The organism is Maritimibacter alkaliphilus HTCC2654 (genome assembly GCF_000152805.1).
Lineage (GTDB): Bacteria > Pseudomonadota > Alphaproteobacteria > Rhodobacterales > Rhodobacteraceae > Maritimibacter > Maritimibacter alkaliphilus.
This window is the reverse complement of record NZ_CH902578.1, coordinates 438,055-461,920: the sequence shown is the minus strand read 5'-3', so window position 1 is coordinate 461,920 and position 23,866 is coordinate 438,055. Positions and strand designations below refer to the sequence as shown.

The window sequence follows — 23,866 nt, the reverse complement described above, 5'->3', positions numbered from 1 at the left end:
CGCACCGCTAGGTTTTCGCCAACCAAGGGGGTGCGCCATGAAGATCGCCAGTTACAACATCAACGGAATCAAGGCCCGCCTGCCCGCCGTCACCGACTGGCTGACCGAAGCCCAGCCGGACGTGGTGATTTTTCAGGAGATCAAGTCGGTGGACGAGAACTTCCCCCGCGAGCACTTCGAGGACATGGGATACAACGTCGAAACCCATGGACAAAAGTCGTTCAACGGGGTCGCGATCCTGTCGAAACGCCCGCTTGAAGACGTGACGCGCGGCCTGCCGGGGGCGGAAGGCACCGGGCGTGACGGCGAGGATGACGAACAGGCGCGTTATATCGAGGCGACGGTGTTGGGCGACCGGAACGCGGTGCGGATCTGCGGGCTTTACCTGCCCAACGGCAATCCCGTGGGCGACGAGAAATTCGCCTACAAGCTTCGCTGGATGGAACGGTTGGAAAAGCGCGCGAAAGAACTTCTCGCGCTCGAGCAACCCTTCCTCATGGCCGGCGATTACAACGTGATCCCGCAAGGCATCGACGCGCTGCACCCGGAAAACTGGCGGGACGACGCGCTGTTTCAGCCCGAAAGCCGGGGCGCGTTCTGGCGGCTTCAGAACCTCGGGCTGACCGAGGCGTTCCGGGCGCGCAATCAGGCCGCCGAACAGTTCACCTTCTGGGATTTTCAACGCGGCGCGTGGCAACGCAACGATGGCATCCGGATCGACCACTTCCTGCTCTCGCCGCAATGCGCGGACCTGCTTGAGGATTGCCAGATCGACAAGGAGGTGCGCGGGCGCGACAAGCCGTCGGACCATGTGCCGATCTGGGTCGAGCTTGCCGCGTAACCCATGACGCAACCACGCAAAATCATCATCGACACCGATCCGGGTCAGGACGATGCGGTGGCCATTCTTCTGGCGCTCGCCTCGCCGGAGCTGGAGGTCTTGGGGATCACCGCCGTCGCCGGAAACGTGCCGCTGGGCCTGACCCAGAAGAACGCACGCATCGTGTGCGAGGTTGCGGGGCGTCCCGATGTGCGGGTCTTCGCCGGGTGCGACGCCCCGATGAAGCGCAAGCTCGTGACCGCCGAGCATGTCCACGGGCGCACCGGGCTGGACGGGCCGGAGTTGTTCGAGCCGACCATGCCGCTGCAATCCCGACACGCGGTGGATTTCATCATCGACACCCTGCGCGACGAGCCGCCGGGAACCGTGACACTCACCACGCTGGGGCCGCTCACCAATGTCGCCACCGCTTTCCACCGTGCGCCCGACATCGTGCCGCGCGTGGCCGAGGTCGTCAGCATGGGCGGGGCCTATTTCGAGGTGGGCAACATCACGCCCGCGGCTGAATTCAACATCTATGTCGACCCGGAAGCCGCTGAAATCGTGTTTAAATCCGGCGCACCCGTCACGATCATGCCGCTTGATTTGACCCACAAGGCGCTGGTGACGAAACCCCGCAACGATGCGTTCCGCGCTTTGGGCACCCGCACGGGCACCTTCACCGCCGAGATGACCGAATTCTTCGAACGCTTCGACAAGGAGAAATACGGCTCCGAAGGCGCGCCGCTCCACGATCCCACCGTCATCGCCTATCTGCTGGCGCCCGATCTGTTCACGGGCCGCTTCATCAATGTCGAGGTCGAGACGACGTCCGACCTCACGCTCGGGATGACCGTTGCGGACTGGTGGCGCGTGACGAACCGAGACGAGAACGCGACCTTCATGGGCGATATCGACGCCGACGGGTTCTTTTCGTTGCTGACCGAACGTCTTGCCCGCCTGCCCTGACGACCCTACCTTTTGGGTATGAGTATCAGTTTCGACAATTCTTACGCGCGCCTGCCCGAGGGCTTCTTCGCCCGGCAGGCCCCCGTTCCCGTGGCGACGCCCCGCATCGTCGCGCTCAACAGTGACCTCGCCGTCGAGTTGGGGATCGACCCGGATGCGCTGACGGCCGAGGTTCTGGCGGGCAACGAGGTGCCGGAGGGGGCCGAGCCGCTGGCGCAGCTTTATGCCGGCCACCAGTTCGGCAACTTCGTGCCGCAACTGGGCGACGGGCGCGCGATCCTTCTTGGCGAAGTCATTGATACCAAAGGCAATCGTCGCGACATCCAGCTTAAGGGTTCGGGCCGCACGCCGTTTTCACGCGGTGGCGACGGGCGTGCGTGGCTTGGCCCGGTGATGCGCGAATATGTCGTGTCCGAAGCCATGCACGCGCTCCGCATCCCGACGACACGTGCGCTGGCTGCCGTCACCACGGGCGAGGACGTGATCCGCGAGCGGGTGCTGCCCGGCGCGGTCCTGACGCGCGTGGCGGCGAGCCATCTGCGGGTCGGCACGTTTCAGGTCTTCGCCTCGCGCGGCCAGACCGATGCGCTGCGCGACCTGACCGCCCATGCCATCGCCCGGCATTATCCCGATGCCCAAGGGCCGCTCGACCTCCTCTCCGCCGTGGTGGAGCGGCAGGCGGAACTGATCGCGGCGTGGATGTCGGTGGGCTTTATCCACGGCGTCATGAACACGGACAACATGGCGATCTCGGGCGAGACGATCGACTATGGTCCCTGCGCCTTCATGGATGCCTACCACCCGAACACGGTGTTCTCGTCCATCGACCAGATGGGCCGTTACGCGTTTCAGAACCAGCCGAACATGGCGGTCTGGAACCTCGCGCAACTGGCCTCGGCGCTCCTGCCGCTGATCGATGAGGATGACGACAAGGCCATCGAACTGGCCGAAGATCGGCTGCACGCCTTTCCCGATCTCTTCGGCGCGGCATGGGCGCGGCGTTTCCGCGCCAAGATCGGCCTGACCACCGAAGAGCCGGGCGATGGCGCGCTCATTCAGGGGCTGCTGTCGCGCATGGCCGCGTCGCAGGCCGATTTCACCAATACCTTCCGCGCCTTGTCGACCGGCGACGCCTCGTCCCACCTGACCGATGCGGGCGCGTGGGACAGCTGGGCCCCTGACTGGCGCGCGCGGCTGGAGCGGCAAGGGTCGGACGGTGGCGCGGTGATGCGGGCCGCGAACCCCGCCGTGATCCCGCGCAATCACCGGATCGAAGAGGCTATTCAGGCCGGTGTGGCGGGCGATTTCGCGCCGTTTCACAAACTGAACGACGTTCTCGCGCGCCCCTTCGACGACGGACCGGAAACGGCGGACTTCGCAAAGCCGCCCAGACCCGAAGAGCGGGTCATGCGCACCTTCTGCGGCACCTAGTCGTCGCTGCGGCCCACGCCCATGGTGCGCGAGTGAGTCTCAAGCCGGTCGAGATGCGTTTCGGCTTTGCCGTCGGTCTCGATCTCGCGCGCTGCGCGCCGGAAGAACCGGCGATTGCGCAGAATGAACTCGGATATGATGGCCGAAAGCCCGTAGCGCGAGCGAAACTTGAGGAAGGCGTAGCCGGACATCGCCGCCAGCCCCGCGCCGAAACAGTCGACCATCAGGTCCGTCATGGTATCGACGAGGCCGGATTTCTGCATGTTCATGCCGAACAGCTGATCCATGCCGAACTCGAAAATCTCCCACACCGCGCCGATGGTGACGGCAAAGGAAAACGAGATGCCCGCGACCGCATAGGGCGGGGCCGCGTATTGATCGCCCTCGAACATCAGAAGCGTCAGGACGACGCCCACGATCCCGAACCCCATGGCGGAAGTGCCGTGCAGGAACAGATCCCACCACCAGAATCGCTCGTAAAAATTGAAGGCTTCGCCAAGAAACACGGTGCCGAACAGAAACAGCACGATGCCCGAATAGAAGTAGACCGGGATCTTGAGGTGCCAGCGTTCGGCCATGAAGGCGGGCGCGAAGGACAGCGCAAGCGTCGCCAGACCCACCGCACCGATCATCAGGTCGCCCAGCACGAATGCGGCGACACTGGCCACGATGAGGATCGCCCAGACGGTGTATGTGATGAAGGAGTGACCGCGTAGCATCCGGATCATTTAGTCGCAGGGCAACATCCGTTCAATTGGCGCGTTGAAATCCCATATGATCGGATGAGACATGAAACTTGCAAGCTACAATATCCGCAAGGCCGTGGGCCGGGACCGGCGCCGTGATCCGGGCCGGGTGATCGAGGTCATCAACAGCCTCGCCGCGGATGTCGTGGTGTTGCAGGAGGCCGACCGGCGCTTGGGTCAGCGGCCCACCGCCCTGCCCCGCAGGATGATCGAGGACCATACCGACCTGATCCCCGCCCCGCTCGCCACCAACGACGTCTCGCTCGGCTGGCACGGCAATGCCGTGCTCGTGCGGCGCGGGCTGGCGGTGACCGGGGTCGAGCGTTTCGACCTGCCCTCGCTGGAGCCGCGCGGCGCGGTCGCGGTCGAGATCGAGGGGCGGTTTCGCGTGACCGGTGCGCATCTGGCCCTCATGCGCCGCTATCGCCACCAGCAGTTGCGCGAACTGCACCGGGTTCTGGGCGACCAGGCGCTCGCTACCGTGGTCATGGGCGACTTCAACGAATGGTCCCTGCGAAACGGGATGGAGGAACTGTCGCGCGGCTTTCACCTTCACGCCCCCGGCGCATCCTATCCCACGATGCGCCCGGTCGCGCATCTGGACCGCTTCGCCTTTTCGCACGATCTGGAACTGACGGGCAGCGGCGTTCACGCCACCGAACTGGCGCGCATCGCGTCCGATCACCTGCCGGTCTGGGCCGAGGTCAGGACGACCGACGCGGCGGCATCGACGCTCCCGTCGGCGGCAGGGGCGAACGCCGCACGCGGTTGATGAGGATGATCCCGAGCACGACGAGGCCAAGTTGCGCGAGCAGCGCCCATGTGACCCGTTCGCCAAGGATCAGCCACCCCAGCGTGACCCCGATCACAGGCGACAGAAAGGCGAAGGAGGCGATGTTCGACGCCTTGTAGCGGTTGAGAAGCCAGAACCACGCAAGGAACGACGCGGTCGCGACGAAGAAGATCTGAAACGCCAGTCCCGCCCAGTGCCACGGCTGAATGTCGCGGATCGCCGGGCCGAAGAAGCTGGCCGCGATCAGCAGAACGGGGCCGGAGACGAGCACCTGCCAGAACATCTGCATCTCGGACGACACCTCGCGCACGCGCGTGGTGCGCGCGACGAGCGCCAGCGCCGTCCAGCCGAACGCGCCGAGCAGGGCCAGCAGGTCACCCTTGAGCGACGCCGTGCCGCCGCCGCCCTGATCCGCGATCGCCCAGGCCACCCCGCCGAAGGCCAGCGCAAGGCCGACCGCTTTGGGGATCGTCAGCCGCTCCCCCGGCAACAGGAAATGCGCGGCGAGCGTCAGCCAGATCGGCATGGAGTAGAAAATCACCGAGGTTCGCGTGACCGTGGTCAGATCTAGCGCAAGGAAGAGGCCGAGGAATTCGACGGTGAAACACAGACCGATGGCGATGCCCGGCAGGATCGTCCCGCGCTTGAAGTCGAGCTTCTGTCCGCGAAACCTGATCCACATCCAGACGAGGATCGTCGCCCCGATCGATCGAAGACCCGCCGCGAACACAGGCTGCAACCCCTCGTTCACCAGCTTGACGATGACGTGGTTGAAGCCCAGCACGAGCGAAACGCAGATCAGCATTCCGGCGCCCAGAAGCGTGAGATTTGATTTCTCCTCCATGGCCGCGACAGGACGCTTAACATGTTCGGAAGTCAACCGATGACGCGGCGTTTGTGTGCTAGGCGCGCAAGGGGGTGCGTGTTACCGTCGGCCAAAACCGCGCAGTGGGACAGTCATGAATTTCCTTCAGATCGCCTCGCTCCTGATCGTGCTCGCCGGTGCGTTCGGGGCCATCAACTACCTGTTTTTAAAGCTGCCTTCGGCCATCGGCATCCTGATCGTGTCGCTGGTATCGTCGATGATAATCCTGCTGATCGAACTGATTACGCCGCAGACGGTTTTCGCGGAAACGGTCACGGAAGTGGTCAGATCCGTCGATTTCTCGGACACGCTGCTCGAAGGGATGCTGGGGCTTTTGCTGTTCGCGGGCGCGTTGCACGTGAAGATCTCGGACCTGCGGGAGCAGTGGCGGGTCGTGTTCCTCATGGCCACCATGGGCGTGGGGCTGTCCACCCTGATCGTGGGCACCGGGTTTTCCTACATAACAGGTATGCCGTTCCTGATCGCGCTGGTCTTCGGCGCGCTGATTTCGCCAACCGATCCGGTGGCTGTGCTGGGCGTGCTGCGCGACGCGAGCCTGCGCAAGTCGCTGGAGACCAAGATCGCGGGCGAATCGCTGTTCAATGACGGCGTCGGTTATGTCGTCTACCTCGTCCTCGTCGGCCTCGCCTTTCCCGTGGTCGCGGGCCATGGCGCGGATAGCCATGCGACGGGCGGCCTCGCAGATGCGGCCAAGCTCTTTTTCGTTGAGGCGGGCGGCGGTGTGCTTCTGGGTCTCGCGCTCGGATGGCTCACCTTCCGGCTCATGCGGCTGATCGACGACTATTCGCTTGAAGTGCTCATCACGCTGGGCCTTGCCTTCGGTGGCTATGAACTGGCCGTGGCGCTCCATGTGTCGGGGCCGATCATGGCGGTGACCGCCGGGCTTCTCATCGGCGACGTGGGCGCGAAACACGGGATGAGCGAGGAGACGCGCAAATATGTCGATGCCTTCTGGCGGCTGATCGACGAGATCCTGAACGCGGTCCTGTTCCTGCTCATCGGGTTCGAGGTGTTCATCGTGCCGTTCAACGGCGACACGGTGATCGCGGGGCTGCTGGCCATCGTGCTGGCGCTGGTCGCGCGGCTCGCCGCCGTGGCGATCCCGGTCGTGATCCTGAAACCGTTTCGCGATTTCTCGCCCGGTGTGATCCCGATCATGACGTGGGGCGGATTGAAGGGCGGCATCTCGGTCGCTCTCGCCCTGTCACTGCCCGACAGCGAATGGAAGCCCACGATCCTCGCCGCGACCTATATCGTCGTCGTGTTCTCGATCATCGTGCAGGGGTTGTCGATCAAGAAGGTCGCGACCAAGCTGGGCCGCGAACCGGAACTGGTGTGATCGCATGACCGACTATCTCGTCTACGACGTCTTCACCGACCGCCCGTTCGGGGGCAATCCGCTGGCGATCATTCCGAACGCGGCGGAGCTGCCCGAAGAGCGGCTTCAGCGCATCGCGCGGGAGTTCAATTTCTCGGAAACCGTGTTTCTTTACCCGCCCGAAGGCGAAGGCGTGGCCAAGGTCCGCATCTTCACTCCGATGTCCGAAGTGCCCTTTGCGGGGCATCCGGTGATCGGGACCGTCGTCATGTTGGGCGAGGCCGGGCTTGGCCCCGACTTCGTGCTGGAACTGGGCGTCGGGCCGATGGCGGTGCACGTCGAAGACGGCCACGCCTCGTTTCAGAACCGCGTGCCGCTGGAGCATGTGGCGACCCCGGACAAGGCGCTGGTCGCCCGCGCGCTCGGCACGCCCGAGGCAACGATCCTCGGCGAACCGGTCATGGCGGGCGTCGGCCTGCCGTTCACCTTCACCGAACTGGTGGATCGCGCCGCGCTGTCCGACCTCGTCCCCGACACGAGCGCCTTTCGCGAAGGGGCGACGCGGTATCCGTCGGGGCTGGATTTCGCGCAATGCGCCTATACGCGGGTGGACGGGCGGGTTCACATGCGGATGTTCGCCCCGCTCGACAACGTGCCCGAAGACCCGGCCACCGGATCGGCGGCCGCCGCGCTCGGCGCGCTTCTGTGCCGCGAAGCGGGCGGTCCCGTGAGCCTGACGATCCATCAGGGCGAGGATATGGGGCGCCCGTCCGTGATCGGGGTCGAGGCCGAACCGGGCCGCGTCACCGTCAGCGGGCGCGCGATCCGGGTCATGGAGGGAAAGCTGGTCATATGAGCGTCTGGGTGCTGCTTCTGCGCGGGATCAACGTGGGCGGCACCGGCAAGCTGCCGATGGCCGACCTCAAGACGCATATGGCGGCGCTGGGGGCCGAAGCCCCCGAAACCTACATCCAGTCCGGCAATGCGGTGTTCGAGGGCGACATCGACCCCGACGCCTTCGCCACCGCCCTGACCGAGCGGGTCGAGGCCCTGCACGACCACGCGCCCCGTACGCTCGTCCTGCCGGGGCAAGACATCATCGACGCGCGGGACGCCTATCCTTTTGCCGAGGGGTTCGATCACCCGAAGTTCGCGAACATCTGGTTCTGCACGGACGCCCCCGACGCGCCGGACCTCGCCCGGCTCGAAGACCACGCCACCGCGACCGAACGCTTCGCGCTCAAGGGGCGTTGGTTCTTCCTCGACGCGCCGGACGGGATCGGACGGTCGAAACTGGCCGAACGGGTGGAAAAGGCGCTGGGCGTGCCCGCGACCGCGCGCAACCTCAACACCGTGACCAAACTCGCCCGGATGGTCGAAGCCCGTCAGACGCCGGGCCAGGCGTAGTAGACGATCTCGTGCCCGAACTCCGGGTGCGCTTTGGTGTGGGTCACCTGCATCCCGCCCCGCTCATAAAACGCCCGCGCGCGCCTGTTGGCGGCCGGGGTGTAGAGCGTGAAGCCATCCGGCATCCGGTCCTTGGCCATCCGAAAGAAGGCAGACCCCAGCCCCTGCCCGATAAAGGCGGGCGCGAGGAAGATCTGCCCCAGCACACGGTCGCCGGGATGGACCGCGAGAAACCCCGCGAGCGTGCCCGCCTCGAACGCGAGCGTCACCGACCACCCTTCCCCGAAGTCCGCCGCCAGCCGCCCTTCGAGGTCCGGGACCGGCGGCAGAAACGCCTCGCCCAGCCCCATGAGCGCGGCGCTTTCCCGCCAGAGTGCGGCCACGGCGGGGTGGTCGGACGCCGCCATGGGCCGGAACTGGAAGTCTGCCATGCGGCCCCCGCTCTTTCACTGTCGCCAACCGCGCCGCGCGAAACCTGTATCCACGCGACCCCTTTCCGCCGCCGCAAGCGCACGATAAGGAGGCCGGACCATTTCACCCCGGGAGGCTCCCATGGACAACATCCGCGGCGCATTGTTCATGACGCTCGCCATGGGGCTTTTCGCCTCGGAAGACGTGCTGATCAAGATGGTTCTCGACTGCGTGCCGATGGGGGTCGTGCTGATCGCCGTGGGTGGCGTGGGGGCGATCGTCTTTGCACTGATGGCTCAGATGCGCGGGCATTCGGCCTTTACCCGCCAGTTCTTCCATCCGGTCATCGTCATCCGCAATCTGGGCGAGCTTGTGGGCACCGCCTGTTTTGTCATCGGCCTGACGCAGGTGCCGCTCGGCCTTTTGTCGGCGCTGCTTCAGGCCAATCCGCTGTTCGTGAACATCGGCGCGATCCTGTTTCTCGGCATGACCGTGGGCTGGCGGCGTTGGCTCGCGATCGGTGTGGGGCTGATCGGTGTCGTGGTCATCCTGCGCCCCGGCTTCGACGCCTTCCAACCCTCGGCGCTCTTGGGGCTGGGCGCGGCCATCGGGCTGGCGGTGCGCGACGTGGCCACGCGGATCACGCCGCCGGGCATCCATACGCTTCAGACGTCGAGCTGGGGGTTCCTGATGGGGACGATTTCGGGCGCGCTGCTTTTGGTCGTGGACCCGCCCGTTCTGCCCTCAGTCGGCGATGCGGGCATTCTGATCGCCGCCACGGCGCTTGGTATGGCCGGCTACTACCTGCTGACGCGCGCCATGCAGACGGGCGACGTGCCCGCCGTCACCCCGTTCCGCTATACCCGTCTGGTCTATGCGATGATCTTCGCGCTGGTGTTCTTCGCCGAGGTGCCGGACGCGCTGACGCTTCTGGGCGCCGCCCTGATCGTGGGGGCCGGTGTCTATACGCTCCTACGCGAGGCGCGCGTCAGCCGCGCGGCGCGCCGCGCGAAACCCGTCGCCTCGCCCGTGCGCCCGACTTGATTATTCGGCGGGCGTGAGGTCCGCCGCCCTGGCCCCCGGCTGGATCGTCGGCGGCGCGGCGTTCAGCGCATCGCGGGCAAACCCGGCGGCCGCCTGATAGCGCGCCATGAAGTCGCGCCGTTCGGCTTCGGGAATCACGTCGTCGATGTCGTCGAATTCGCCGCCGCAGCGTTCGTCGACCATGTTGAGCAGACCGAAAGGCCCCGCGCCCCGGTTGCGCAGCACCACTTCGCCGATAGGACCGGCCATCTGCGCGTCATAGGCGGCGAGCGCGGCAGGCGTCGGCCCGTGCGCAACGATCATGGCCCCCAGAACCCGCGCGTCGATCACCGCCTGCGACGCACCGTTCGACCCGGTGGGATACATGGCATGGGCCGCATCCCCCATGAGCGCCACGTTCCCGTCGATCCAGCAGTCGATCGGATCGCGGTCGATCATCGGGTTCTCATAGGCCACATCGGCCTTGGCGAGCAGATCGGGCACGTCCAGCCAATCGTATTTGAACCCGTCGAAATGGTGGGCGAACGCGTCGATCTCGACGGGTCGAAACCAACCCGACTTTTCCCAGCCGGACGCCGGATCGACCGTCATCTCGGCGATCCAGTTGATGAGCGCCAGCCCCGTCTCGGGGTCCGGATGGCTGATCGGATAGATCACCATGCGGTGCTTGTGCGTGCCGAGGCCGACGAAGGACGACCCCGTGCGGATCGGCTCTGCCAGCGTCGTGCCGCGCCACATGATCGCGCCGCCCCAATTGATCGGCGGCTGATCCGGGTGCATCTGGGCGCGGATCGCCGAGTGGATGCCGTCGGCCCCGATCAGGAGCGTTCCGGTTTCCTCCTGCGTGCCGCCCTCGGTCTCGACGAAGGCCGTCACGGTCCCGTCGTCATTGTTGCGATACCCCGTCACACGGGCGCCGAGGCGCAGCGCATCGGCCCCGGCCCGCGCGGTGAACGTGTCGGCCAGCAGCATGTGGAACTGCCCTCGATGCACGGCGTATTGCGGCCAGTTGTAGCCCGCCAGTGTGCCGCGTTCTTCGGAATAGATGTCGTTGCCGTTCAGACCCACGAGCGCCCATTCCTTTGCCGGAACACCGACACCGTCCAGCGCCTCGGCCCCGATCCCCAGATCGTAAAGCTCGCGCACCGCATTGGGTTGCAGGTTGATGCCGACGCCAAGGGGGCGAAGTTCGCGCACGCCCTCGAACACCACGCAATCCACACCGATCTGGTTCAGCGTCAGTGCGGTGGCCAGCCCGCCGATCCCGCCGCCTGCGATCAATACCCGTGGTGCCATCGTCCCCTCCCCGAAAAAAGCCCCGTGTGAATAGCACGCGAAACCCGAACCACAATGGTTCAATCGCCGCACCGTTGGCGCAACCGCCCTTTTCCTTGCCTTCCGTGGCCGTTAGAACCCGCATCAAGCAAGTCATTCAGACGGGGACAGCCTCATGAGCATCATCATCGACATTTTCGCCCGCGAAATCCTCGACAGCCGGGGCAACCCGACCGTCGAGGTGGACGTGATCCTCGAGGACGGCACCATGGGCCGCGCCGCCGTGCCTTCGGGCGCATCCACCGGCGCGCACGAAGCCGTGGAAAAGCGCGACGGAGACAAGTCGCGCTACATGGGCAAGGGCGTGCTGGAGGCGGTGAACGCCGTGAACGGCGAGATCGCCGAAGAACTGGCTGGCATGGACGCGACCGAGCAGGAGATGCTGGACCGCGCGATGATCGAGCTTGACGGCACGCCGAACAAGGCACGCTTGGGCGCGAACGCGATCCTCGGCGTGTCGCTGGCCGCCGCAAGGGCCGCCGCCGATTTCTCGATGCTGCCGCTTTACCGCTACGTGGGCGGCTCGTCGGCGCGGGTGCTGCCGGTGCCGATGATGAACATCATCAACGGCGGCGAGCACGCCGACAACCCGATCGACATTCAGGAATTCATGATTATGCCGGTGAGCGCGGGCAACATCCGCGACGCCGTGCGCATGGGGTCTGAGGTGTTCCACACACTGAAGAAAGAGCTTTCGGCGGCGGGCCTGTCCACGGGTCTGGGCGACGAAGGCGGCTTCGCCCCGGCGCTGGGTTCGACCAACGAGGCCCTCGATTTCATCCTGAAATCCATCGAAAAGGCGGGCTACAAGCCGGGTGAGGACATCTACCTCGCCCTCGATTGCGCCTCGACCGAATATTACAAGAACGGCAAGTACGAGATGGTGGGCGAAGGCAAATCGCTGACCTCGGAAGAAAACGCCGACTACCTCGCAGCGCTCTGCGACGCCTACCCGATCATCTCGATCGAAGACGGCATGTCGGAAGACGACTGGGACGGCTGGAAGCTGCTGACCGACAAGATCGGAGATAAGGTGCAGCTTGTGGGCGACGACCTGTTCGTGACCAACCCGGCGCGGCTGGCCGACGGGATCAAGAAGGGCGTCGCGAACTCGATGCTGGTCAAGGTGAACCAGATCGGCTCGCTCTCCGAGACGTTGAAGGCGGTCGATATGGCCCACCGCGCGCGCTACACCAACGTGATGAGCCACCGTTCGGGCGAGACCGAGGATGCGACCATCGCGGACCTCGCCGTGGCCACCAACTGCGGTCAGATCAAGACCGGCTCGCTGGCGCGGTCCGACCGGCTCGCGAAATACAACCAGCTGATCCGCATCGAGGAAGCCCTTGGTGAAACGGCGGAATACGCGGGGCGTTCGATCCTGAAGTGATCCACGTCACATGAACGAGCCAAGGCCCGCCCACCCGGCGGGCCTTTTTCGTTGCGATCACCGTCCAATCCGACAAGGGTTGCCCCATGATACGCACACATGCCGACCTTATGGATCTGATCGGGAACGCGGCCTACGGCCGCGAGCCGCGCCTTGTCCGCGACAAGACCGATTTCGCGCCGGAGTTCTGGAATCTCCGCTCCGGGCTTCTGGGCGAACTCACCCAGAAACTCACGAATTACGGTCTGACACTGCACCTGACCGGGGATTTCAGCGGCGAGGCCGCCGGGTCGCGCGCGCTTCACGATTTCTTCGTCGAGACGCAGCGCACCGGCCCCGTGACGCTGGAGACGCCGATCCGATGACCGCAGACGACATCATCGCCGCCCTCGACCTCCAGCCCCATCCCGAAGGCGGCTGGTTTCGCGAAACCTTCCGCGCAGACGGAACGGGCGGCGGCAGAAGCCCCGGAACGGCGATCTATTTCCTGCTGAAAGCGGGCGAGACGAGCCATTGGCACCGCGTCGATGCCGCCGAGACGTGGCACTTCTACGCGGGCGCGCCGCTGATCCTGTCCATCGCCTCGACCGATGCGGGGCCGGCCGTCCCGCACAAGCTTGGCCCGGCGCTGGCCTTGGGTGAGGCGCCCCAGATCACCGTGCCGCCGCACCATTGGCAGTCTGCCGACACGACAGGCGACTATACCCTCGTCGGCTGCACCGTCAGCCCCGGGTTCGAGTTCGACGGCTTCACCCTCGCACCCCCCGGGTTCACGATCCCCTGAGCCTTGCACGGGCGAACCTGAAGCAAACGCCGAAGAACCCGCGCGCGCCCCTTGGGGCGCACTCCGATAGACGGCATCCGTTACTGGTTCGCGCGTTCCGCTTCGATCTCGCGCCAGCGCGCGACGTTGCGGTTGTGCTCTTCCAGCGTCTGCGCAAAGGCATGGCCGCCCGTGCCGTCCGCCACGAAGAACAGATAGTCGGTCGTGTCCGGGTTCAGCGCCGCCTCGATCGAGGCCATGCCGGGGTTGGCGATGGGCGTCGGCGGCAGGCCGGAGATGACATAGGTGTTATAGGGCGTCTCGGCCCGCAGTTCCGACTGACGCAACCCACGGCCCAGCACGCCTTGCCCCCGCGTGATGCCATAGATCACCGTCGGGTCGGTTTGCAGGCGCATCCCCTGTTCCAAGCGGTTCACAAAGACGCTGGCCACCTGACCGCGTTCTTCCGGCACGCCGGTTTCCTTTTCCACGATCGACGCCATGACGAGCGCCTCTTCCGGGCTTTCGTAGGGCACGTCGGGATCGCGGGCCTCCCACGCGGCGGCGAGGCGTTCTTCCTGCGAGGCCCGCATCCGGGCGATGAGGTCGGCACGGTCGTCGCCGGGCCGCATTTCATAGCTGTCGGGGGCCAGCATCCCCTCGGGCGGCACCTCTGTGATCTCGCCCGACAGGAATTCGACCTTGTTCAACGCATCCACGATCTGCCACGAGGTCGCGCCTTCGGCGATGGCGACGCGGTAGCGCGTGTCCGGTTGCCCACGCACGCGGGTGTAATCGGCGGGCGCTTCCACATCCGGGTCGAATTCGGCGACGAGGTTGAAGCTTTGCGTGGCCGGGTCCAGTTCGCGCACCTGATACTCGGCCGCGTTCACGCCGATGCGATAGACGACCTCAGTCCCGCAGGTCGAAGCGCCACCGCGGGTGACGATATCGACGATCTCTTCCATCGAGGCATGTTCTTCGACAAGGAAGGAACCGGCCTTGAGCTCGGTCGCCTTGCCGGAATAGTCCGCGCCCATGCGAAAGATCGAAGGGCTGGAAATCGCGCCCTGCGCGTCCAGCGCCTCGGACACGCGGGTGAAGTTCGACCCCGTCTCGACCTTGAGACAGATCGCGGTTTCAAGCGGCCCCTCGGCCACGTATTCGCGCTTGCCCCAGCCGATCACACCGCCAAGGACGATGAGGGCGACGATGGACAGGGACAGCGCGTTGGAGGCGATGTTTCGCCACATCAATCGGCCACCTTACCCATGATGAGACAGGCATTGGTCCCGCCGAACCCGAAGGAATTGGACAGGGCCACCTCGATCTCGCGTTCCTCGGCCTTGTTCGCGGCCAGCGACAGCTTCGGCTCGATGGCCGGATTGTCGAGGTTGATGGTCGGCGGCGCGATCTGGTCGCGCAGGGCGAGCAGCGAGAAGATCGCTTCGACCGATCCCGCCGCGCCCAGAAGGTGCCCGATGGAGGATTTGGTCGAGGACATGGTGGCCTTGGCCGCATGATCCCCGAGCAGACGCTCGACGGCGGCCAGTTCGATCACGTCGGCCATGGTCGAGGTGCCGTGCGCGTTGATGTAATCCACGTCGGACGGCGTGAGACCCGCCGATTTCAGCGCGGCGGTCATGGCGCGGAAGCCCCCGTCGCCGTCTTCGGACGGCGCGGTGATGTGATAGGCATCGCCCGACAGGCCATATCCGAGGATCTCGCCATAGATCTTGGCGCCGCGCGCCTTGGCATGTTCGTATTCTTCGAGCACGACGACGCCCGACCCCTCGCCCATGACGAAACCGTCGCGGTCCGTGTCATAGGGGCGCGAGGCGGTTTCGGGGTTGTCCGCACGTTTCGTCGACAGGGCCTTGCAGGCGTTGAAGCCCGCGATCCCGATCTCGGAAATCGCCGCTTCCGCACCGCCCGCGACCATCGTATCGGCATCGCCCAGCATGATGAGCCGCGCGGCGTCGCCAATCGCATGTGCGCCGGTCGAACAGGCGGTGACGACCGCGTGGTTCGGCCCCTTGAAGCCGTATTTGATCGAGACCTGACCCGAGATGAGGTTGATGAGAGCGCCGGGGATGAAGAACGGCGACACACGGCGCGGACCCTTTTCCTGTATCATCACCGCCGTTTCGGCGATCGAGTTCAGCCCGCCGATGCCGGAACCGATCATGACGCCGGTGCGCAGCGCCTCTTCTTCGTCGAGCTCTCCGATGCCCGCGTCTTCGACCGCCTGGGTCGCGGCGGTCATGCCATAGAGAATGAAATCGTCGACCTTGCGCCGGTCGCGGGCTTCCATCCAAGCGTCAGGGTCGAAAGTGCCGTCGGAGCCGTCGCCATAGGGAATTTCGCAGGCATAGTTCGTGACGACGCGGGAGGCGTCGAACCGGGTGATCGGGGCAGCGCCCGATTTGCCTGCCAGAATACGCTTCCAGGTTTCCTCAACCCCGCAAGCCAAGGGCGAAACCATGCCCAGACCGGTTACGACGACGCGACGCTTGTCCATGTAGACAGCCCTTTTTCGTTTGTCTTTGCCGGGGGCTGGATAGCCTCTCAAACCCCCATGTGGCAAGCGCGAAACGCCCCTTTCGTCCGGTGACGGCGGGACTTCGCGATCTCCTCCCCAAAATGCAAAACGGCGCCCGAAGGCGCCGTCCGCTTAACACTCTCCGGTGGCTCAGGCCGCTTCGGAGATGAACTTGACCGCATCACCGAAGGTCTGGATCGACTCGGCGGCGTCGTCGGGGATCTCGATCCCGAACTCTTCTTCGAAGGCCATGACCAGCTCGACGGTGTCGAGCGAGTCGGCGCCGAGATCGTCGATGAACGAGGCCGATTCAGTGACCTTGTCCTCTTCAACGCCGAGGTGCTCGACAACAATTTTCTTCACGCGATCTGCGACGTCGCTCATATCATATCCTCACAGTTTTCAGGCCACTGGCCCTTTCGTTTGCCCCTTGCGGAGCTGCTTGAACTGTCCCCGTCGGTGCGAGGCGCACCCCGGAGTCCCATTTATCCCGGGGTCGAAACTGCGCCCCCTTTAACATAAAGCCGGTCGGGGGCAAACGATTTGTCCCGCGCGCCGCACGCGCCGTCAAGGTATCGTTTACCAACCGGACAAAGACGCTCTCAGAGCATCGCCATACCGCCGTTCACATGCAGGGTCGCGCCGGTGACATAGCCCGCCTCGGGCGAGGCCAGATAGAGCACCGCAGCGGCGATTTCCTCGGGCGTGCCCATGCGCGCGGCCGGGATCTGGGCGTTGATCTTTTCTTTCTGATCGTCGGTCAGTTTCTCGGTCATCGCCGTGGCGATGAAGCCCGGCGCCACGCAGTTCGCGGTGATCCCGCGGCTGGCCACCTCATAGGCGATCGACTTGGTCATGCCGACCATACCGGCCTTGGACGCGGCATAGTTCACCTGCCCCGGATTGCCGGTCGCACCAACGATGGACGAGATGTTGATGATCCGGCCCCAACGCGCCTTCATCATCGGACGCATCACGGAACGGCACAGACGCATGGTCGCGGTCAGGTTCACGTCGATGACGTTCTGCCAGTCCTCGTCCGACATACGCATGAAGATCTGGTCCTTGGTGATCCCGGCGTTGTTCACGAGGATGTCGAGCCCGCCCATGACCTCGGCCGCCTGTTTCGGCAGCGCATCGACCGCCTCGGGGTCCGACAGGTTGCAGGTCATCACATGCACGCGGTCCCCCAGCGTGGCCGCGAGGTCGTTCAGCGGTCCCTCGCGGGTGCCCGAAAGCGTGACGGTCGCGCCCGCACCATGCAGGGCCGTGGCGATGGCGCCGCCGATGCCGCCCGACGCGCCGGTCACCAGCGCGGTTTTTCCTGTCAGATCAAACATATCTCGTCCTCTGTTTATGTGCGCCGCTCAACCGGCGGCCTGTTCTGCGGCGACCTTCACCTCGTCCGGTGCGCCGATGGTGAGGGTGTTCAGGCTCTTGTCGATCCGCCGGATCATGCCGGTCAGCGCCTTGCCCGCGCCGATTTCCCACGTTTCGGTCACGCCGTTCGCGGCCATCCATGCCACGCTTTCACGCCAGCGGACCGAGCCGGTGACCTGTTCGATCAAAAGCGCGCGGATCGTATCCGGGTCGCTCACCGCTTCGGCGCGCACGTTGGCCACGACCGGCACGGCGGGCGCGTTGATGGTGACGCCCGCAAGCGCCTCGGCCATCACGTCGGCGGCGGGCTGCATCAGGGCGCAGTGGAACGGGGCGGACACGGGCAGCATCACCGCCCGGCGCGCGCCCTTTTCTTTCGCGATCTCGACGGCGCGTTCGACGGCGGCCTTGTGGCCCGACACGACCACCTGCGCCGGGTCGTTGTCGTTCGCGGCCTGACAGACCTCGCCCTGCGCGGCCTCTTCGGCGACGGCCTTGGCCGCTTCGAAATCCAGACCCAGAAGCGCGGCCATCGCGCCGACACCGACCGGGACCGCCTTTTGCATCGCCTCGCCCCGCGTGCGCAGCAGGCGCGCGGTATCCGATACCGTCAGCGCCCCCGCAGCCGCGAGCGCGGAATATTCCCCGAGCGAGTGGCCCGCCACGAACCCGGCGGCGTCCATCGTCACGCCCTCGGCCTCGAGCGCGCGCATCGCGGCCAGCGACGTGGCCATGAGCGCGGGCTGGGCGTTCTGGGTGAGCGTCAGCTCGTCCTGCTCGCCGTTCCAGATGATGTTGGACAGCTTGATCCCCAGCGCCTCGTCGACCTCGTCGAACACGGCGCGGGCTGCGGGATAAGCCTCGGCAAGGTCACGCCCCATGCCGATGGTCTGTGCCCCTTGTCCCGGAAAAACGAATGCGCGGGTCATGTCCCCTCCCGATTTATCATGCCGCCTTTCCGATAGCCGTTGGCCCCGCCAATCGCAACCGTCGCAGTCGCCCGGCGACATTCGCGGCGACTTTGGGCGCAGGCAGATTGACAAGGGGGCGAGCAAATGGTCCTCAGAACCCGCTTGATTGTCGTCTGAGTGCATTTGCCATGAAATACCGTAGCGAGATCGACGGATTGCGCGCGTTCGCCGTTCTGCCGGTCATCCTGTTTCATGCCGGTTTCGGCCTGTTCGGCGGCGGTTATGTCGGGGTCGACGTGTTCTTCGTCATCAGCGGGTTCCTCATCACCGGCATTCTGGCCGACGATCTGGACCGGGGCACCTATGCCATCCTCGATTTCTACGAACGGCGCGCGCGCCGTATCCTGCCCGCCCTGTTCTTCGTGATCGCCGTGTCGATCCCGGTGGCCTTCGCCGTGATGATGCCGCGTCAGGCTCTGGACTTCGCGCAGAGCATCATCGCGACCGTCACATTCACCTCCAACATCCTGTTCTGGGTCGAGGCCGATTATTTCGCCCCCACCGCCGAACTCAAACCCCTGCTCCACACCTGGAGTCTTGCGGTCGAAGAGCAATACTACATCGTCTTCCCGCTGCTTTTAGCACTCCTGTGGCGCATCGGGCGCGGCGCGACCGTCTGGGTGATCGGCGCGGTGGCGGTGGCCAGCCTGATCGCCTGCCAATGGGCGGTGACCCGGCATCCCGAAGCGGCCTTTTACCTGTTGCCCTTCCGCGCGTGGGAGCTGTTCGTCGGCTCGCTGTGCGCCTTTTACATGCGTGCCGGCCCCCGGACGGGGCATGACGCGCCGGCGCTCGCGGGGCTCGCCCTCATCCTCGGCTCGATCTTCGTGTTCGACGATCACACGCCGTTTCCCTCGGTCTATGCGCTGGCCCCGGTTCTGGGGACCGCCCTGATCCTCGTCTTCGCTCAGAGCGGAACCCTGACCGCGCGCGTTCTGTCGTTCAGGCCCTTCGTCTGGGTCGGGCTGATCTCATACAGCGCCTACCTGTGGCACCAGCCGCTGTTCGCCTTCGCCCGCATTCCGATGATTTCGGCCCCCTCCCCGGCGCTCATGCTGGGTCTCAGCGCCGCGTCGCTGGGTCTCGCCTATCTGTCATGGCGCTTCGTCGAGGGACCGTTCAGGAACCGTTCGGCGCCGGTCTTGGGGCGTCGCGGCGTGTTGTTCTCGGTGGTCGGGGTTGCGGCGCTGGCGCTGCTCGCCGTCGGCGGATACGGGCAGGTCAGTCGCGGCTACAAGGCGCTTCTCGGCCATCTCCATCCCGCCTACCTGACCTCGGGCGCCACGGTGGAACGCGCCATCGCCTCACATGCCAACACATCCGATCCCGCGCCGGATGCGCCCTGTATCAGGGGGTTCAAGCGCCTGAACGACGCCGCACGCACGATGGCGCAGGACTGCGCCAAGGCGCACGGACCGGGGGTCATGGTGCTGGGCGACAGCCATTCCATCGACCTGTTCCGCCTGCTGGCCCGCAGGCAGCACGTGCCGTTCATACTGGGGATCAACAGTGCCGGATGCCGCCCGGCAGCGGCGGGGAACTCGTGCAGCTATCAGGACGTGGTCGACCTCGTCGCCGGAAACCCCGACCTGATCCGCGTCGTGATCTTCGAGCAGGCCGGGTTCTACCTGCTGCGCGACATGGCGGGCGACCCCGGATCGCGCGAGATGTTCCAGCGTGTCTCGGTCTACGACACCGTGCCGGACTTTCCATTCGACGCGGGCGCGATCGACGCCATGATCGGCTATCTGGCGGAGTTGAACGCGCAGGTTCCCGTCGTCGTCTTCGGGCCGCGGATCGAACCGCACCTGCCGCCGGAGACCATCATGCGTGGGGATTGCGGTCAGCCGATCCCGATCCGCGACGGGTTGATCGGGGTGTTCGAGCGGCTCGATACGGAACTCGCCCGGCGCGCAACCGCGGCCGGGCTGGTCTATGTCTCGCAGAACGAGATGATCGGCTTCGATTTCAGCCGGGATTTCGGGGATTGCGACCGGCTGTTCTGGTCGGACGGCGACCATTTCAGCGACGAGGGCGAAGCGTATTTCGGGGATCGCGTCACGCTGATCCCCGAGGCACTGGCGCTTACCGCTGACGCGTGGAGCCGTAGGTCAGATCATAGGTAAGCCGCTGCCGCACGCGTTCCAGCGCGTTCCGTTTGCCCTTGGCGATCTCGATGGCGATGTTCTCGCCCAGCCGCAAGTAAAGGCGCGAGGGCGAGGTCTTGTCGGTCCCGCGCAGCATGAAGACCGACTGCACCTCGTCGAAGCGCAGAAGGTCGGAAAGCTGGAAGTCGCCGGTCAGGCTGCGGTTGCCCAGACGGATCACCTTGTGCTTGAGATCGACGTGCATTTCGATGCCCGGACGTTCCCGCCCGGCCCGGAAAAGCACGGCGCCCACCAGCATGAAGATCACCATGCCGCCAAGTTTCATGGCGATCAGCCCCGACCCGGCCGCGCCGTCCGGCAACAGGCCGAGCGTCAGGCCCGACATGAACAGGACGATCCCGAAGAACCGCGCCAGCGATTGCCGCAGCATCAGGCTGCCGTCGGTGTTGCCCGTGCCGATCACGTAGCCCCAGGGCGTCATCGTGGTGAGGCCGTCGTTGGCCCCACGCACGTCTTTCCACATTTCGTTTTCGATCTCTGCGTCCGGCAGAGAGAGGCCAACGATTGCGTTCATGTTCGTTACCCGCGTCCCGATTTGCAGTTCCGTTAGTAGAAACTTCTTAATCAACTGGGGCGGGAATGCGGCATGTGCCGGGTGTTTTGGCGGCATATTCCCTTGTTAATAAGGGTCAGCGGTAGGTTAACCATACCTTTGCGCGGCGGCGGACCGCCCCATCGCTCAGGTCGGTTTTTCTTGCAATCGGACATGATCCGTGTAGGTAGGCGCTTCCTTCCGTGACTGAGTGAACCGCGTGGCCTCTCGTGAACGGATGCGGAAGGGTGATCCGTTCTTTGAAGCGCGCCTGAAAAAACTGGAGACCCCATGCCGCTTTACGAGCATGTGATGATTGCGCGTCAGGACCTGTCCAACGCGCAAGCCGAAGGCCTTGTCGAGCACTTCTCGACCGTCCTTTCCGACAACGGTGGCAAAGTCGTCGACTCGGAATACTGGGGCGTCAAGACGATGGCCTACAAGATCAACAAGAACCGCAAGGGCCACTATGCCTTCCTGAAAACGGACGCGCCGTCGACCGCCGTTCAGGAAATGGAACGCCTGATGCGCCTGCATGACGACGTGATGCGCGTTCTGACCATCAAGGTCGACGCCCACGAAGAAGGCCCGTCGGTTCAGATGAAAAAAGACGAACGTGGCGATCGTGGCGACCGCCGCGAGCGTCGTGACCGCTAAGCCGGGAAGGAGCTAAACCATGGCCGCGAAACCGTTTTTCCGCCGTCGCAAGGTGTGCCCGTTCTCTGGCGATAACGCACCGAAAATCGACTACAAGGACACGAAACTCCTGCAACGCTACATCTCTGAGCGTGGCAAGATCGTGCCCAGCCGCATCACCGCCGTTTCGGCAAAGAAGCAGCGTGAACTCGCCCGTGCCATCAAGCGCGCCCGGTTCCTCGCCCTGCTTCCCTACGCCGTGAAGTAAGGGAGAGGTCCAATGGAAGTCATCCTTCTCGAACGTGTGGCCAAGCTTGGCCAGATGGGCGAAGTGGTCGACGTAAAGCCCGGCTTTGCGCGCAACTACCTTCTGCCGCAGGGCAAGGCGCTGACCGCGTCGAAAGCCAACATCGAACACTTCGAAACCCAGAAAGCGCAGCTGGAAGCACGCAATCTGGAAACGAAGAAAGAAGCTGAATCGCTGGCGTCGAACCTCGACGGCAAGCAGTTCATCGTGATTCGCTCCGCCTCGGACGGCGGCAACCTTTACGGCTCCGTCACCACCCGTGACGCCGCCGACGTTGCCACCGAAGAGGGCTTCACGGTCGACCGCAAGCAGGTCCTGATCCGCGAACCGATCAAGACGCTGGGTCTGCACGAGGTGGAAATCCACCTGCACCCCGAAGTCATGGTCACGATCACGCTGAACGTGGCCCGTTCGCCGGAAGAAGCCGAGATTCAGGCTTCGGGCAAGTCGATCCAGGAACTGGCCGCGGAAGAAGAAGCCGCCGCCGATTTCGAGATCGCCGAGCTGTTCGACGATCTGGGTGCCGCCGCTTCGGACGACGAAGAGCTGGCGGAAGCCGCCGGTGTCGCCGACGAAGCCCCGGCAGAAGAATCGGACGACGAGTAATCGTCAGTCCAATCTCCGGAAAGGGCCGTGCGGCGTGTCGCGCGGCCCTTTTTCGTGCCCGGACCTCATCGCGTCAACGCGGCTCGAACAGGTCCACCGGCACCTTGAGATACGACCGCCCATCCGCCTCCGGTTCCGGCAGCCGCCCGCCCCGGATGTTGACCTGAAGCGCGTAGAGCATCAGGTCGGGCAACGGCAGGGTCGCATCCCGTGCGTCGCGGGTGGTGCGGTAGTCGGCCTCCGACACATCGCCGCTCAGATGCTTGTTGCGGGCCTTGTGCTCGGCCACCGTCGCGCAACAGGCCGGCTCGCGCCCATCCGGTCCGTAGTCATGCCCCACGAACAGGCGCGTCTCGTCGGGTAGTGCCAGAATGCGCTTGAGGCTCGCGTAAAGGTCGGCTGAATTGCCGCCGGGAAAATCGGCGCGGCTGGTGCCCGCGTCCGGCATCATGAAGGTGTCGTTCACGAAAGCCGCATCGCCTACGACATAGGTGATCGTCGCCAGCGTATGCCCCGGCGTGAACATCACCGAAACCTCCAGATCCCCGACCATGAACGTCTCGCCATCGGCGAACAGCCGGTCCCAGGCCGAACCGTCCACCGGCTGATCCGGCAGGTGATAGTAGTCGCGCCAAAGCGCCTGAACGCCGGTCACCTTCTCCCCGATGGCCGTCGGCGCACCGAGCTTTTGTTTCAGATATTGCGCGGCCGAGAAGTGGTCGGCATGGGGATGGGTGTCGAGAATCCAGACGACCTCGATCCCCGTCTCCGCGATGTACTCCAGAATCCGGTCGGCGTTCCCATGCGTCACGGCACCAGCGCGGCGGTCGAAATCCAGAACCGGGTCGACGACCGCACCTTTCAGGGTGACCGGGTCGTGAAAAACGTATTGCCAGCTTCCGGTGGTTTCGTCGTAGAAGCTTTTGACGATCGGGCGTTTCATGCTGCCTCCTGTGTCGTTGCTCACCGGGACAACACAAGCGAACGCATTCTGTTCCATGAATTTGTTTTTCGGGTCGGACGGCGGATTTCCAGCGCCCCCTGAGCGCCCTTCCGCTCATGCGCAAAATCCCGCGTTCACAGTGCATTAAGCATCTTGCCGAGCGCCACGATCTCGCCGTATTTCCGCCACGCTCTGACCCGATTGCGCGCGCAGCGTCATCGGACAACCCCCGAAAAAGAGGGGTGTCAGGGTGGATCAACCCACCGGCTCGCACGTTGGACGTGCGCAAGCCAACACAAAGGAAGAGGCAGATGGCAACCTACAAGGATCCGCGCATCGAGCAGCGCGAACCCGCCGCGAGCCGTGATACCAAAGCGAAACAGACCGAGCGCAAGGCCGAAGCCGAAGCGCCCAAACCCAAGCCGGTCATCACCGACTGGGCCGCGATCTGAGACTCGCACACGTAGC

Annotated in this window: 27 protein-coding genes; 16 read left to right on the top strand and 11 right to left on the bottom strand. The window is 64.9% G+C overall.

The window, feature by feature from the left end:
• Positions 1-37: 37 nt before the first annotated feature.
• From xth to RB2654_RS03405, 3 genes are read left to right on the top strand one after another with little or no spacing between them, the layout of a single operon-like run.
• Positions 38-841: an exodeoxyribonuclease III gene (gene xth, locus RB2654_RS03415; RefSeq protein ID WP_008328635.1), complete on the top strand. Its 804-nt coding sequence runs from the start codon at positions 38-40 to the stop codon at positions 839-841.
• A gap of 3 nt (positions 842-844) precedes the next feature.
• The gene (locus RB2654_RS03410) at positions 845-1,789 is read left to right on the top strand and encodes a nucleoside hydrolase (protein ID WP_008328633.1); all 945 of its coding nucleotides are present in this window, start codon (positions 845-847) and stop codon (positions 1,787-1,789) included.
• A 12-nt stretch (positions 1,790-1,801) separates the two neighbouring features.
• Entirely contained in the window at positions 1,802-3,220 is a 1,419-nt protein-coding gene (locus RB2654_RS03405) for a protein adenylyltransferase SelO family protein (protein WP_040884342.1), read from the top strand.
• Here the strand turns inward: RB2654_RS03405 and RB2654_RS03400 are convergent.
• Positions 3,217-3,939, bottom strand: coding sequence for a DUF2238 domain-containing protein (locus RB2654_RS03400; RefSeq protein ID WP_193363870.1), 723 nt, complete (start codon positions 3,937-3,939; stop codon positions 3,217-3,219). The genes RB2654_RS03405 and RB2654_RS03400 overlap by 4 nt on opposite strands.
• A 70-nt stretch (positions 3,940-4,009) precedes the next feature.
• Here RB2654_RS03400 and RB2654_RS03395 point away from each other — a divergent pair, with 70 nt between their 5' ends.
• Positions 4,010-4,738 carry an endonuclease/exonuclease/phosphatase family protein gene (locus RB2654_RS03395; RefSeq protein WP_008328610.1) on the top strand — a complete coding sequence of 243 codons (729 nt, stop codon included), beginning with the start codon at positions 4,010-4,012 and terminating at the stop codon, positions 4,736-4,738.
• Here RB2654_RS03395 and RB2654_RS03390 read toward each other — a convergent pair.
• Positions 4,671-5,603 (bottom strand): DMT family transporter, encoded by a 933-nt coding sequence (locus tag RB2654_RS03390; RefSeq protein ID WP_008328602.1) that lies wholly within the window; start codon positions 5,601-5,603, stop codon positions 4,671-4,673. The two genes, RB2654_RS03395 and RB2654_RS03390, sit on opposite strands and share 68 nt — an antisense overlap.
• A gap of 115 nt (positions 5,604-5,718) precedes the next feature.
• On the opposite strand from RB2654_RS03390, the gene RB2654_RS03385 reads away from it, so the two are divergent.
• From RB2654_RS03385 to RB2654_RS03375, 3 genes are read left to right on the top strand one after another with little or no spacing between them, the layout of a single operon-like run.
• The gene (locus tag RB2654_RS03385; RefSeq protein WP_008328599.1) at positions 5,719-6,984 is read left to right on the top strand and encodes a cation:proton antiporter; all 1,266 of its coding nucleotides are present in this window, start codon (positions 5,719-5,721) and stop codon (positions 6,982-6,984) included.
• Positions 6,985-6,988: 4 nt separating this feature from the next.
• Entirely contained in the window at positions 6,989-7,819 is an 831-nt protein-coding gene (locus tag RB2654_RS03380) for a PhzF family phenazine biosynthesis protein (protein WP_008328598.1), read from the top strand.
• On the top strand, positions 7,816-8,370 hold the full coding sequence (locus RB2654_RS03375) for a DUF1697 domain-containing protein (RefSeq protein ID WP_008328595.1): 555 nt from the start codon (positions 7,816-7,818) through the stop codon (positions 8,368-8,370). The genes RB2654_RS03380 and RB2654_RS03375 overlap by 4 nt, the downstream gene beginning before the upstream one ends.
• Here RB2654_RS03375 and RB2654_RS03370 read toward each other — a convergent pair.
• Positions 8,349-8,801: a GNAT family N-acetyltransferase gene (locus RB2654_RS03370; RefSeq protein ID WP_008328594.1), complete on the bottom strand. Its 453-nt coding sequence runs from the start codon at positions 8,799-8,801 to the stop codon at positions 8,349-8,351. The genes RB2654_RS03375 and RB2654_RS03370 overlap by 22 nt on opposite strands.
• A gap of 121 nt (positions 8,802-8,922) precedes the next feature.
• Here RB2654_RS03370 and RB2654_RS03365 point away from each other — a divergent pair, with 121 nt between their 5' ends.
• Positions 8,923-9,825, top strand: a complete 903-nt coding sequence (locus tag RB2654_RS03365) for a DMT family transporter (protein WP_008328592.1) — start codon at positions 8,923-8,925, stop codon at positions 9,823-9,825.
• On the opposite strand, the gene RB2654_RS03360 is transcribed toward RB2654_RS03365, so the two are convergent.
• Entirely contained in the window at positions 9,826-11,121 is a 1,296-nt protein-coding gene (locus RB2654_RS03360; protein ID WP_040884339.1) for a flavin-dependent oxidoreductase, read from the bottom strand. It abuts the gene before it with no gap.
• Positions 11,122-11,275: 154 nt separating this feature from the next.
• On the opposite strand from RB2654_RS03360, the gene eno reads away from it, so the two are divergent.
• The 3 genes from eno to RB2654_RS03345 all read left to right on the top strand — a co-directional run bounded on the left by eno (position 11,276) and on the right by RB2654_RS03345 (position 13,334).
• Positions 11,276-12,550 carry a phosphopyruvate hydratase gene (eno, locus tag RB2654_RS03355; protein WP_008328588.1) on the top strand — a complete coding sequence of 425 codons (1,275 nt, stop codon included), beginning with the start codon at positions 11,276-11,278 and terminating at the stop codon, positions 12,548-12,550.
• Positions 12,551-12,636: 86 nt separating this feature from the next.
• Positions 12,637-12,915 carry a DUF4180 domain-containing protein gene (locus RB2654_RS22255; RefSeq protein ID WP_008328586.1) on the top strand — a complete coding sequence of 93 codons (279 nt, stop codon included), beginning with the start codon at positions 12,637-12,639 and terminating at the stop codon, positions 12,913-12,915.
• Positions 12,912-13,334, top strand: a complete 423-nt coding sequence (locus RB2654_RS03345) for a cupin domain-containing protein (RefSeq protein WP_008328584.1) — start codon at positions 12,912-12,914, stop codon at positions 13,332-13,334. Before RB2654_RS22255 ends, RB2654_RS03345 begins: the two co-directional genes overlap by 4 nt.
• Before the next feature lie 80 nt (positions 13,335-13,414).
• On the opposite strand, the gene mltG is transcribed toward RB2654_RS03345, so the two are convergent.
• From mltG to fabD, 5 genes are all read right to left on the bottom strand, one after another.
• Positions 13,415-14,566 (bottom strand): endolytic transglycosylase MltG, encoded by a 1,152-nt coding sequence (gene mltG, locus RB2654_RS03340; RefSeq protein ID WP_008328582.1) that lies wholly within the window; start codon positions 14,564-14,566, stop codon positions 13,415-13,417.
• Positions 14,566-15,834: a beta-ketoacyl-ACP synthase II gene (gene fabF / locus RB2654_RS03335; protein WP_008328580.1), complete on the bottom strand. Its 1,269-nt coding sequence runs from the start codon at positions 15,832-15,834 to the stop codon at positions 14,566-14,568. Before fabF ends, mltG begins: the two co-directional genes overlap by 1 nt.
• Positions 15,835-16,005: 171 nt before the next feature.
• Positions 16,006-16,239 carry an acyl carrier protein gene (locus RB2654_RS03330; RefSeq protein ID WP_008328573.1) on the bottom strand — a complete coding sequence of 78 codons (234 nt, stop codon included), beginning with the start codon at positions 16,237-16,239 and terminating at the stop codon, positions 16,006-16,008.
• A gap of 218 nt (positions 16,240-16,457) precedes the next feature.
• On the bottom strand, positions 16,458-17,195 hold the full coding sequence (gene fabG, locus RB2654_RS03325) for a 3-oxoacyl-[acyl-carrier-protein] reductase (protein WP_008328572.1): 738 nt from the start codon (positions 17,193-17,195) through the stop codon (positions 16,458-16,460).
• A 27-nt stretch (positions 17,196-17,222) separates the two neighbouring features.
• Positions 17,223-18,164, bottom strand: coding sequence for an ACP S-malonyltransferase (gene fabD, locus RB2654_RS03320; protein ID WP_040884337.1), 942 nt, complete (start codon positions 18,162-18,164; stop codon positions 17,223-17,225).
• A 170-nt stretch (positions 18,165-18,334) separates the two neighbouring features.
• Between fabD and RB2654_RS22755 the strand changes: the two genes are divergently transcribed.
• The gene (locus tag RB2654_RS22755) at positions 18,335-20,332 is read left to right on the top strand and encodes an acyltransferase family protein (RefSeq protein WP_008328570.1); all 1,998 of its coding nucleotides are present in this window, start codon (positions 18,335-18,337) and stop codon (positions 20,330-20,332) included.
• Here the strand turns inward: RB2654_RS22755 and RB2654_RS03310 are convergent.
• Positions 20,292-20,888: a hypothetical protein gene (locus RB2654_RS03310; protein ID WP_008328569.1), complete on the bottom strand. Its 597-nt coding sequence runs from the start codon at positions 20,886-20,888 to the stop codon at positions 20,292-20,294. The genes RB2654_RS22755 and RB2654_RS03310 overlap by 41 nt on opposite strands.
• A 309-nt stretch (positions 20,889-21,197) precedes the next feature.
• On the opposite strand from RB2654_RS03310, the gene rpsF reads away from it, so the two are divergent.
• Genes rpsF through rplI form a run of 3 tightly spaced genes read left to right on the top strand, consistent with a single transcriptional unit; the run spans position 21,198 to position 22,455 of the window.
• Positions 21,198-21,563 carry a 30S ribosomal protein S6 gene (gene rpsF, locus RB2654_RS03305; RefSeq protein ID WP_008328568.1) on the top strand — a complete coding sequence of 122 codons (366 nt, stop codon included), beginning with the start codon at positions 21,198-21,200 and terminating at the stop codon, positions 21,561-21,563.
• A gap of 19 nt (positions 21,564-21,582) precedes the next feature.
• A complete protein-coding gene (rpsR, locus tag RB2654_RS03300) occupies positions 21,583-21,810 on the top strand; it encodes a 30S ribosomal protein S18 (RefSeq protein ID WP_008328567.1) in 228 nt (75 codons plus the stop codon).
• A 12-nt stretch (positions 21,811-21,822) separates the two neighbouring features.
• A complete protein-coding gene (gene rplI / locus RB2654_RS03295; RefSeq protein WP_008328566.1) occupies positions 21,823-22,455 on the top strand; it encodes a 50S ribosomal protein L9 in 633 nt (210 codons plus the stop codon).
• Between the two features lie 73 nt (positions 22,456-22,528).
• Here rplI and RB2654_RS03290 read toward each other — a convergent pair whose 3' ends face one another.
• On the bottom strand, positions 22,529-23,398 hold the full coding sequence (locus RB2654_RS03290) for an MBL fold metallo-hydrolase (RefSeq protein WP_008328565.1): 870 nt from the start codon (positions 23,396-23,398) through the stop codon (positions 22,529-22,531).
• Positions 23,399-23,709: 311 nt separating this feature from the next.
• On the opposite strand from RB2654_RS03290, the gene RB2654_RS23295 reads away from it, so the two are divergent.
• Positions 23,710-23,850: a hypothetical protein gene (locus RB2654_RS23295; RefSeq protein ID WP_008328563.1), complete on the top strand. Its 141-nt coding sequence runs from the start codon at positions 23,710-23,712 to the stop codon at positions 23,848-23,850.
• Positions 23,851-23,866 lie beyond the last annotated feature (16 nt).

Coding starts and splice junctions, on each gene's coding strand:
- RB2654_RS03395 (WP_008328610.1), top strand. CDS start 4,010: ATGAAACTTGCAAGCTACAATATCCGCAAGGCCGTGGGCCGGGACCGG.
- RB2654_RS22255 (WP_008328586.1), top strand. CDS start 12,637: ATGATACGCACACATGCCGACCTTATGGATCTGATCGGGAACGCGGCC.
- RB2654_RS03290 (WP_008328565.1), bottom strand. CDS start 23,398: ATGAAACGCCCGATCGTCAAAAGCTTCTACGACGAAACCACCGGAAGC.
- rpsF (WP_008328568.1), top strand. CDS start 21,198: ATGCCGCTTTACGAGCATGTGATGATTGCGCGTCAGGACCTGTCCAAC.
- rplI (WP_008328566.1), top strand. CDS start 21,823: ATGGAAGTCATCCTTCTCGAACGTGTGGCCAAGCTTGGCCAGATGGGC.
- RB2654_RS03385 (WP_008328599.1), top strand. CDS start 5,719: ATGAATTTCCTTCAGATCGCCTCGCTCCTGATCGTGCTCGCCGGTGCG.
- fabG (WP_008328572.1), bottom strand. CDS start 17,195: ATGTTTGATCTGACAGGAAAAACCGCGCTGGTGACCGGCGCGTCGGGC.
- RB2654_RS03370 (WP_008328594.1), bottom strand. CDS start 8,801: ATGGCAGACTTCCAGTTCCGGCCCATGGCGGCGTCCGACCACCCCGCC.
- mltG (WP_008328582.1), bottom strand. CDS start 14,566: ATGTGGCGAAACATCGCCTCCAACGCGCTGTCCCTGTCCATCGTCGCC.
- fabD (WP_040884337.1), bottom strand. CDS start 18,164: ATGACCCGCGCATTCGTTTTTCCGGGACAAGGGGCACAGACCATCGGC.
- eno (WP_008328588.1), top strand. CDS start 11,276: ATGAGCATCATCATCGACATTTTCGCCCGCGAAATCCTCGACAGCCGG.
- RB2654_RS03400 (WP_193363870.1), bottom strand. CDS start 3,939: ATGCTACGCGGTCACTCCTTCATCACATACACCGTCTGGGCGATCCTC.
- RB2654_RS23295 (WP_008328563.1), top strand. CDS start 23,710: ATGGCAACCTACAAGGATCCGCGCATCGAGCAGCGCGAACCCGCCGCG.
- RB2654_RS03365 (WP_008328592.1), top strand. CDS start 8,923: ATGGACAACATCCGCGGCGCATTGTTCATGACGCTCGCCATGGGGCTT.
- RB2654_RS03330 (WP_008328573.1), bottom strand. CDS start 16,239: ATGAGCGACGTCGCAGATCGCGTGAAGAAAATTGTTGTCGAGCACCTC.
- rpsR (WP_008328567.1), top strand. CDS start 21,583: ATGGCCGCGAAACCGTTTTTCCGCCGTCGCAAGGTGTGCCCGTTCTCT.
- fabF (WP_008328580.1), bottom strand. CDS start 15,834: ATGGACAAGCGTCGCGTCGTCGTAACCGGTCTGGGCATGGTTTCGCCC.
- RB2654_RS03390 (WP_008328602.1), bottom strand. CDS start 5,603: ATGGAGGAGAAATCAAATCTCACGCTTCTGGGCGCCGGAATGCTGATC.
- RB2654_RS03360 (WP_040884339.1), bottom strand. CDS start 11,121: ATGGCACCACGGGTATTGATCGCAGGCGGCGGGATCGGCGGGCTGGCC.
- RB2654_RS03375 (WP_008328595.1), top strand. CDS start 7,816: ATGAGCGTCTGGGTGCTGCTTCTGCGCGGGATCAACGTGGGCGGCACC.
- RB2654_RS03410 (WP_008328633.1), top strand. CDS start 845: ATGACGCAACCACGCAAAATCATCATCGACACCGATCCGGGTCAGGAC.
- RB2654_RS22755 (WP_008328570.1), top strand. CDS start 18,335: ATGAAATACCGTAGCGAGATCGACGGATTGCGCGCGTTCGCCGTTCTG.
- RB2654_RS03380 (WP_008328598.1), top strand. CDS start 6,989: ATGACCGACTATCTCGTCTACGACGTCTTCACCGACCGCCCGTTCGGG.
- RB2654_RS03310 (WP_008328569.1), bottom strand. CDS start 20,888: ATGAACGCAATCGTTGGCCTCTCTCTGCCGGACGCAGAGATCGAAAAC.
- RB2654_RS03345 (WP_008328584.1), top strand. CDS start 12,912: ATGACCGCAGACGACATCATCGCCGCCCTCGACCTCCAGCCCCATCCC.
- xth (WP_008328635.1), top strand. CDS start 38: ATGAAGATCGCCAGTTACAACATCAACGGAATCAAGGCCCGCCTGCCC.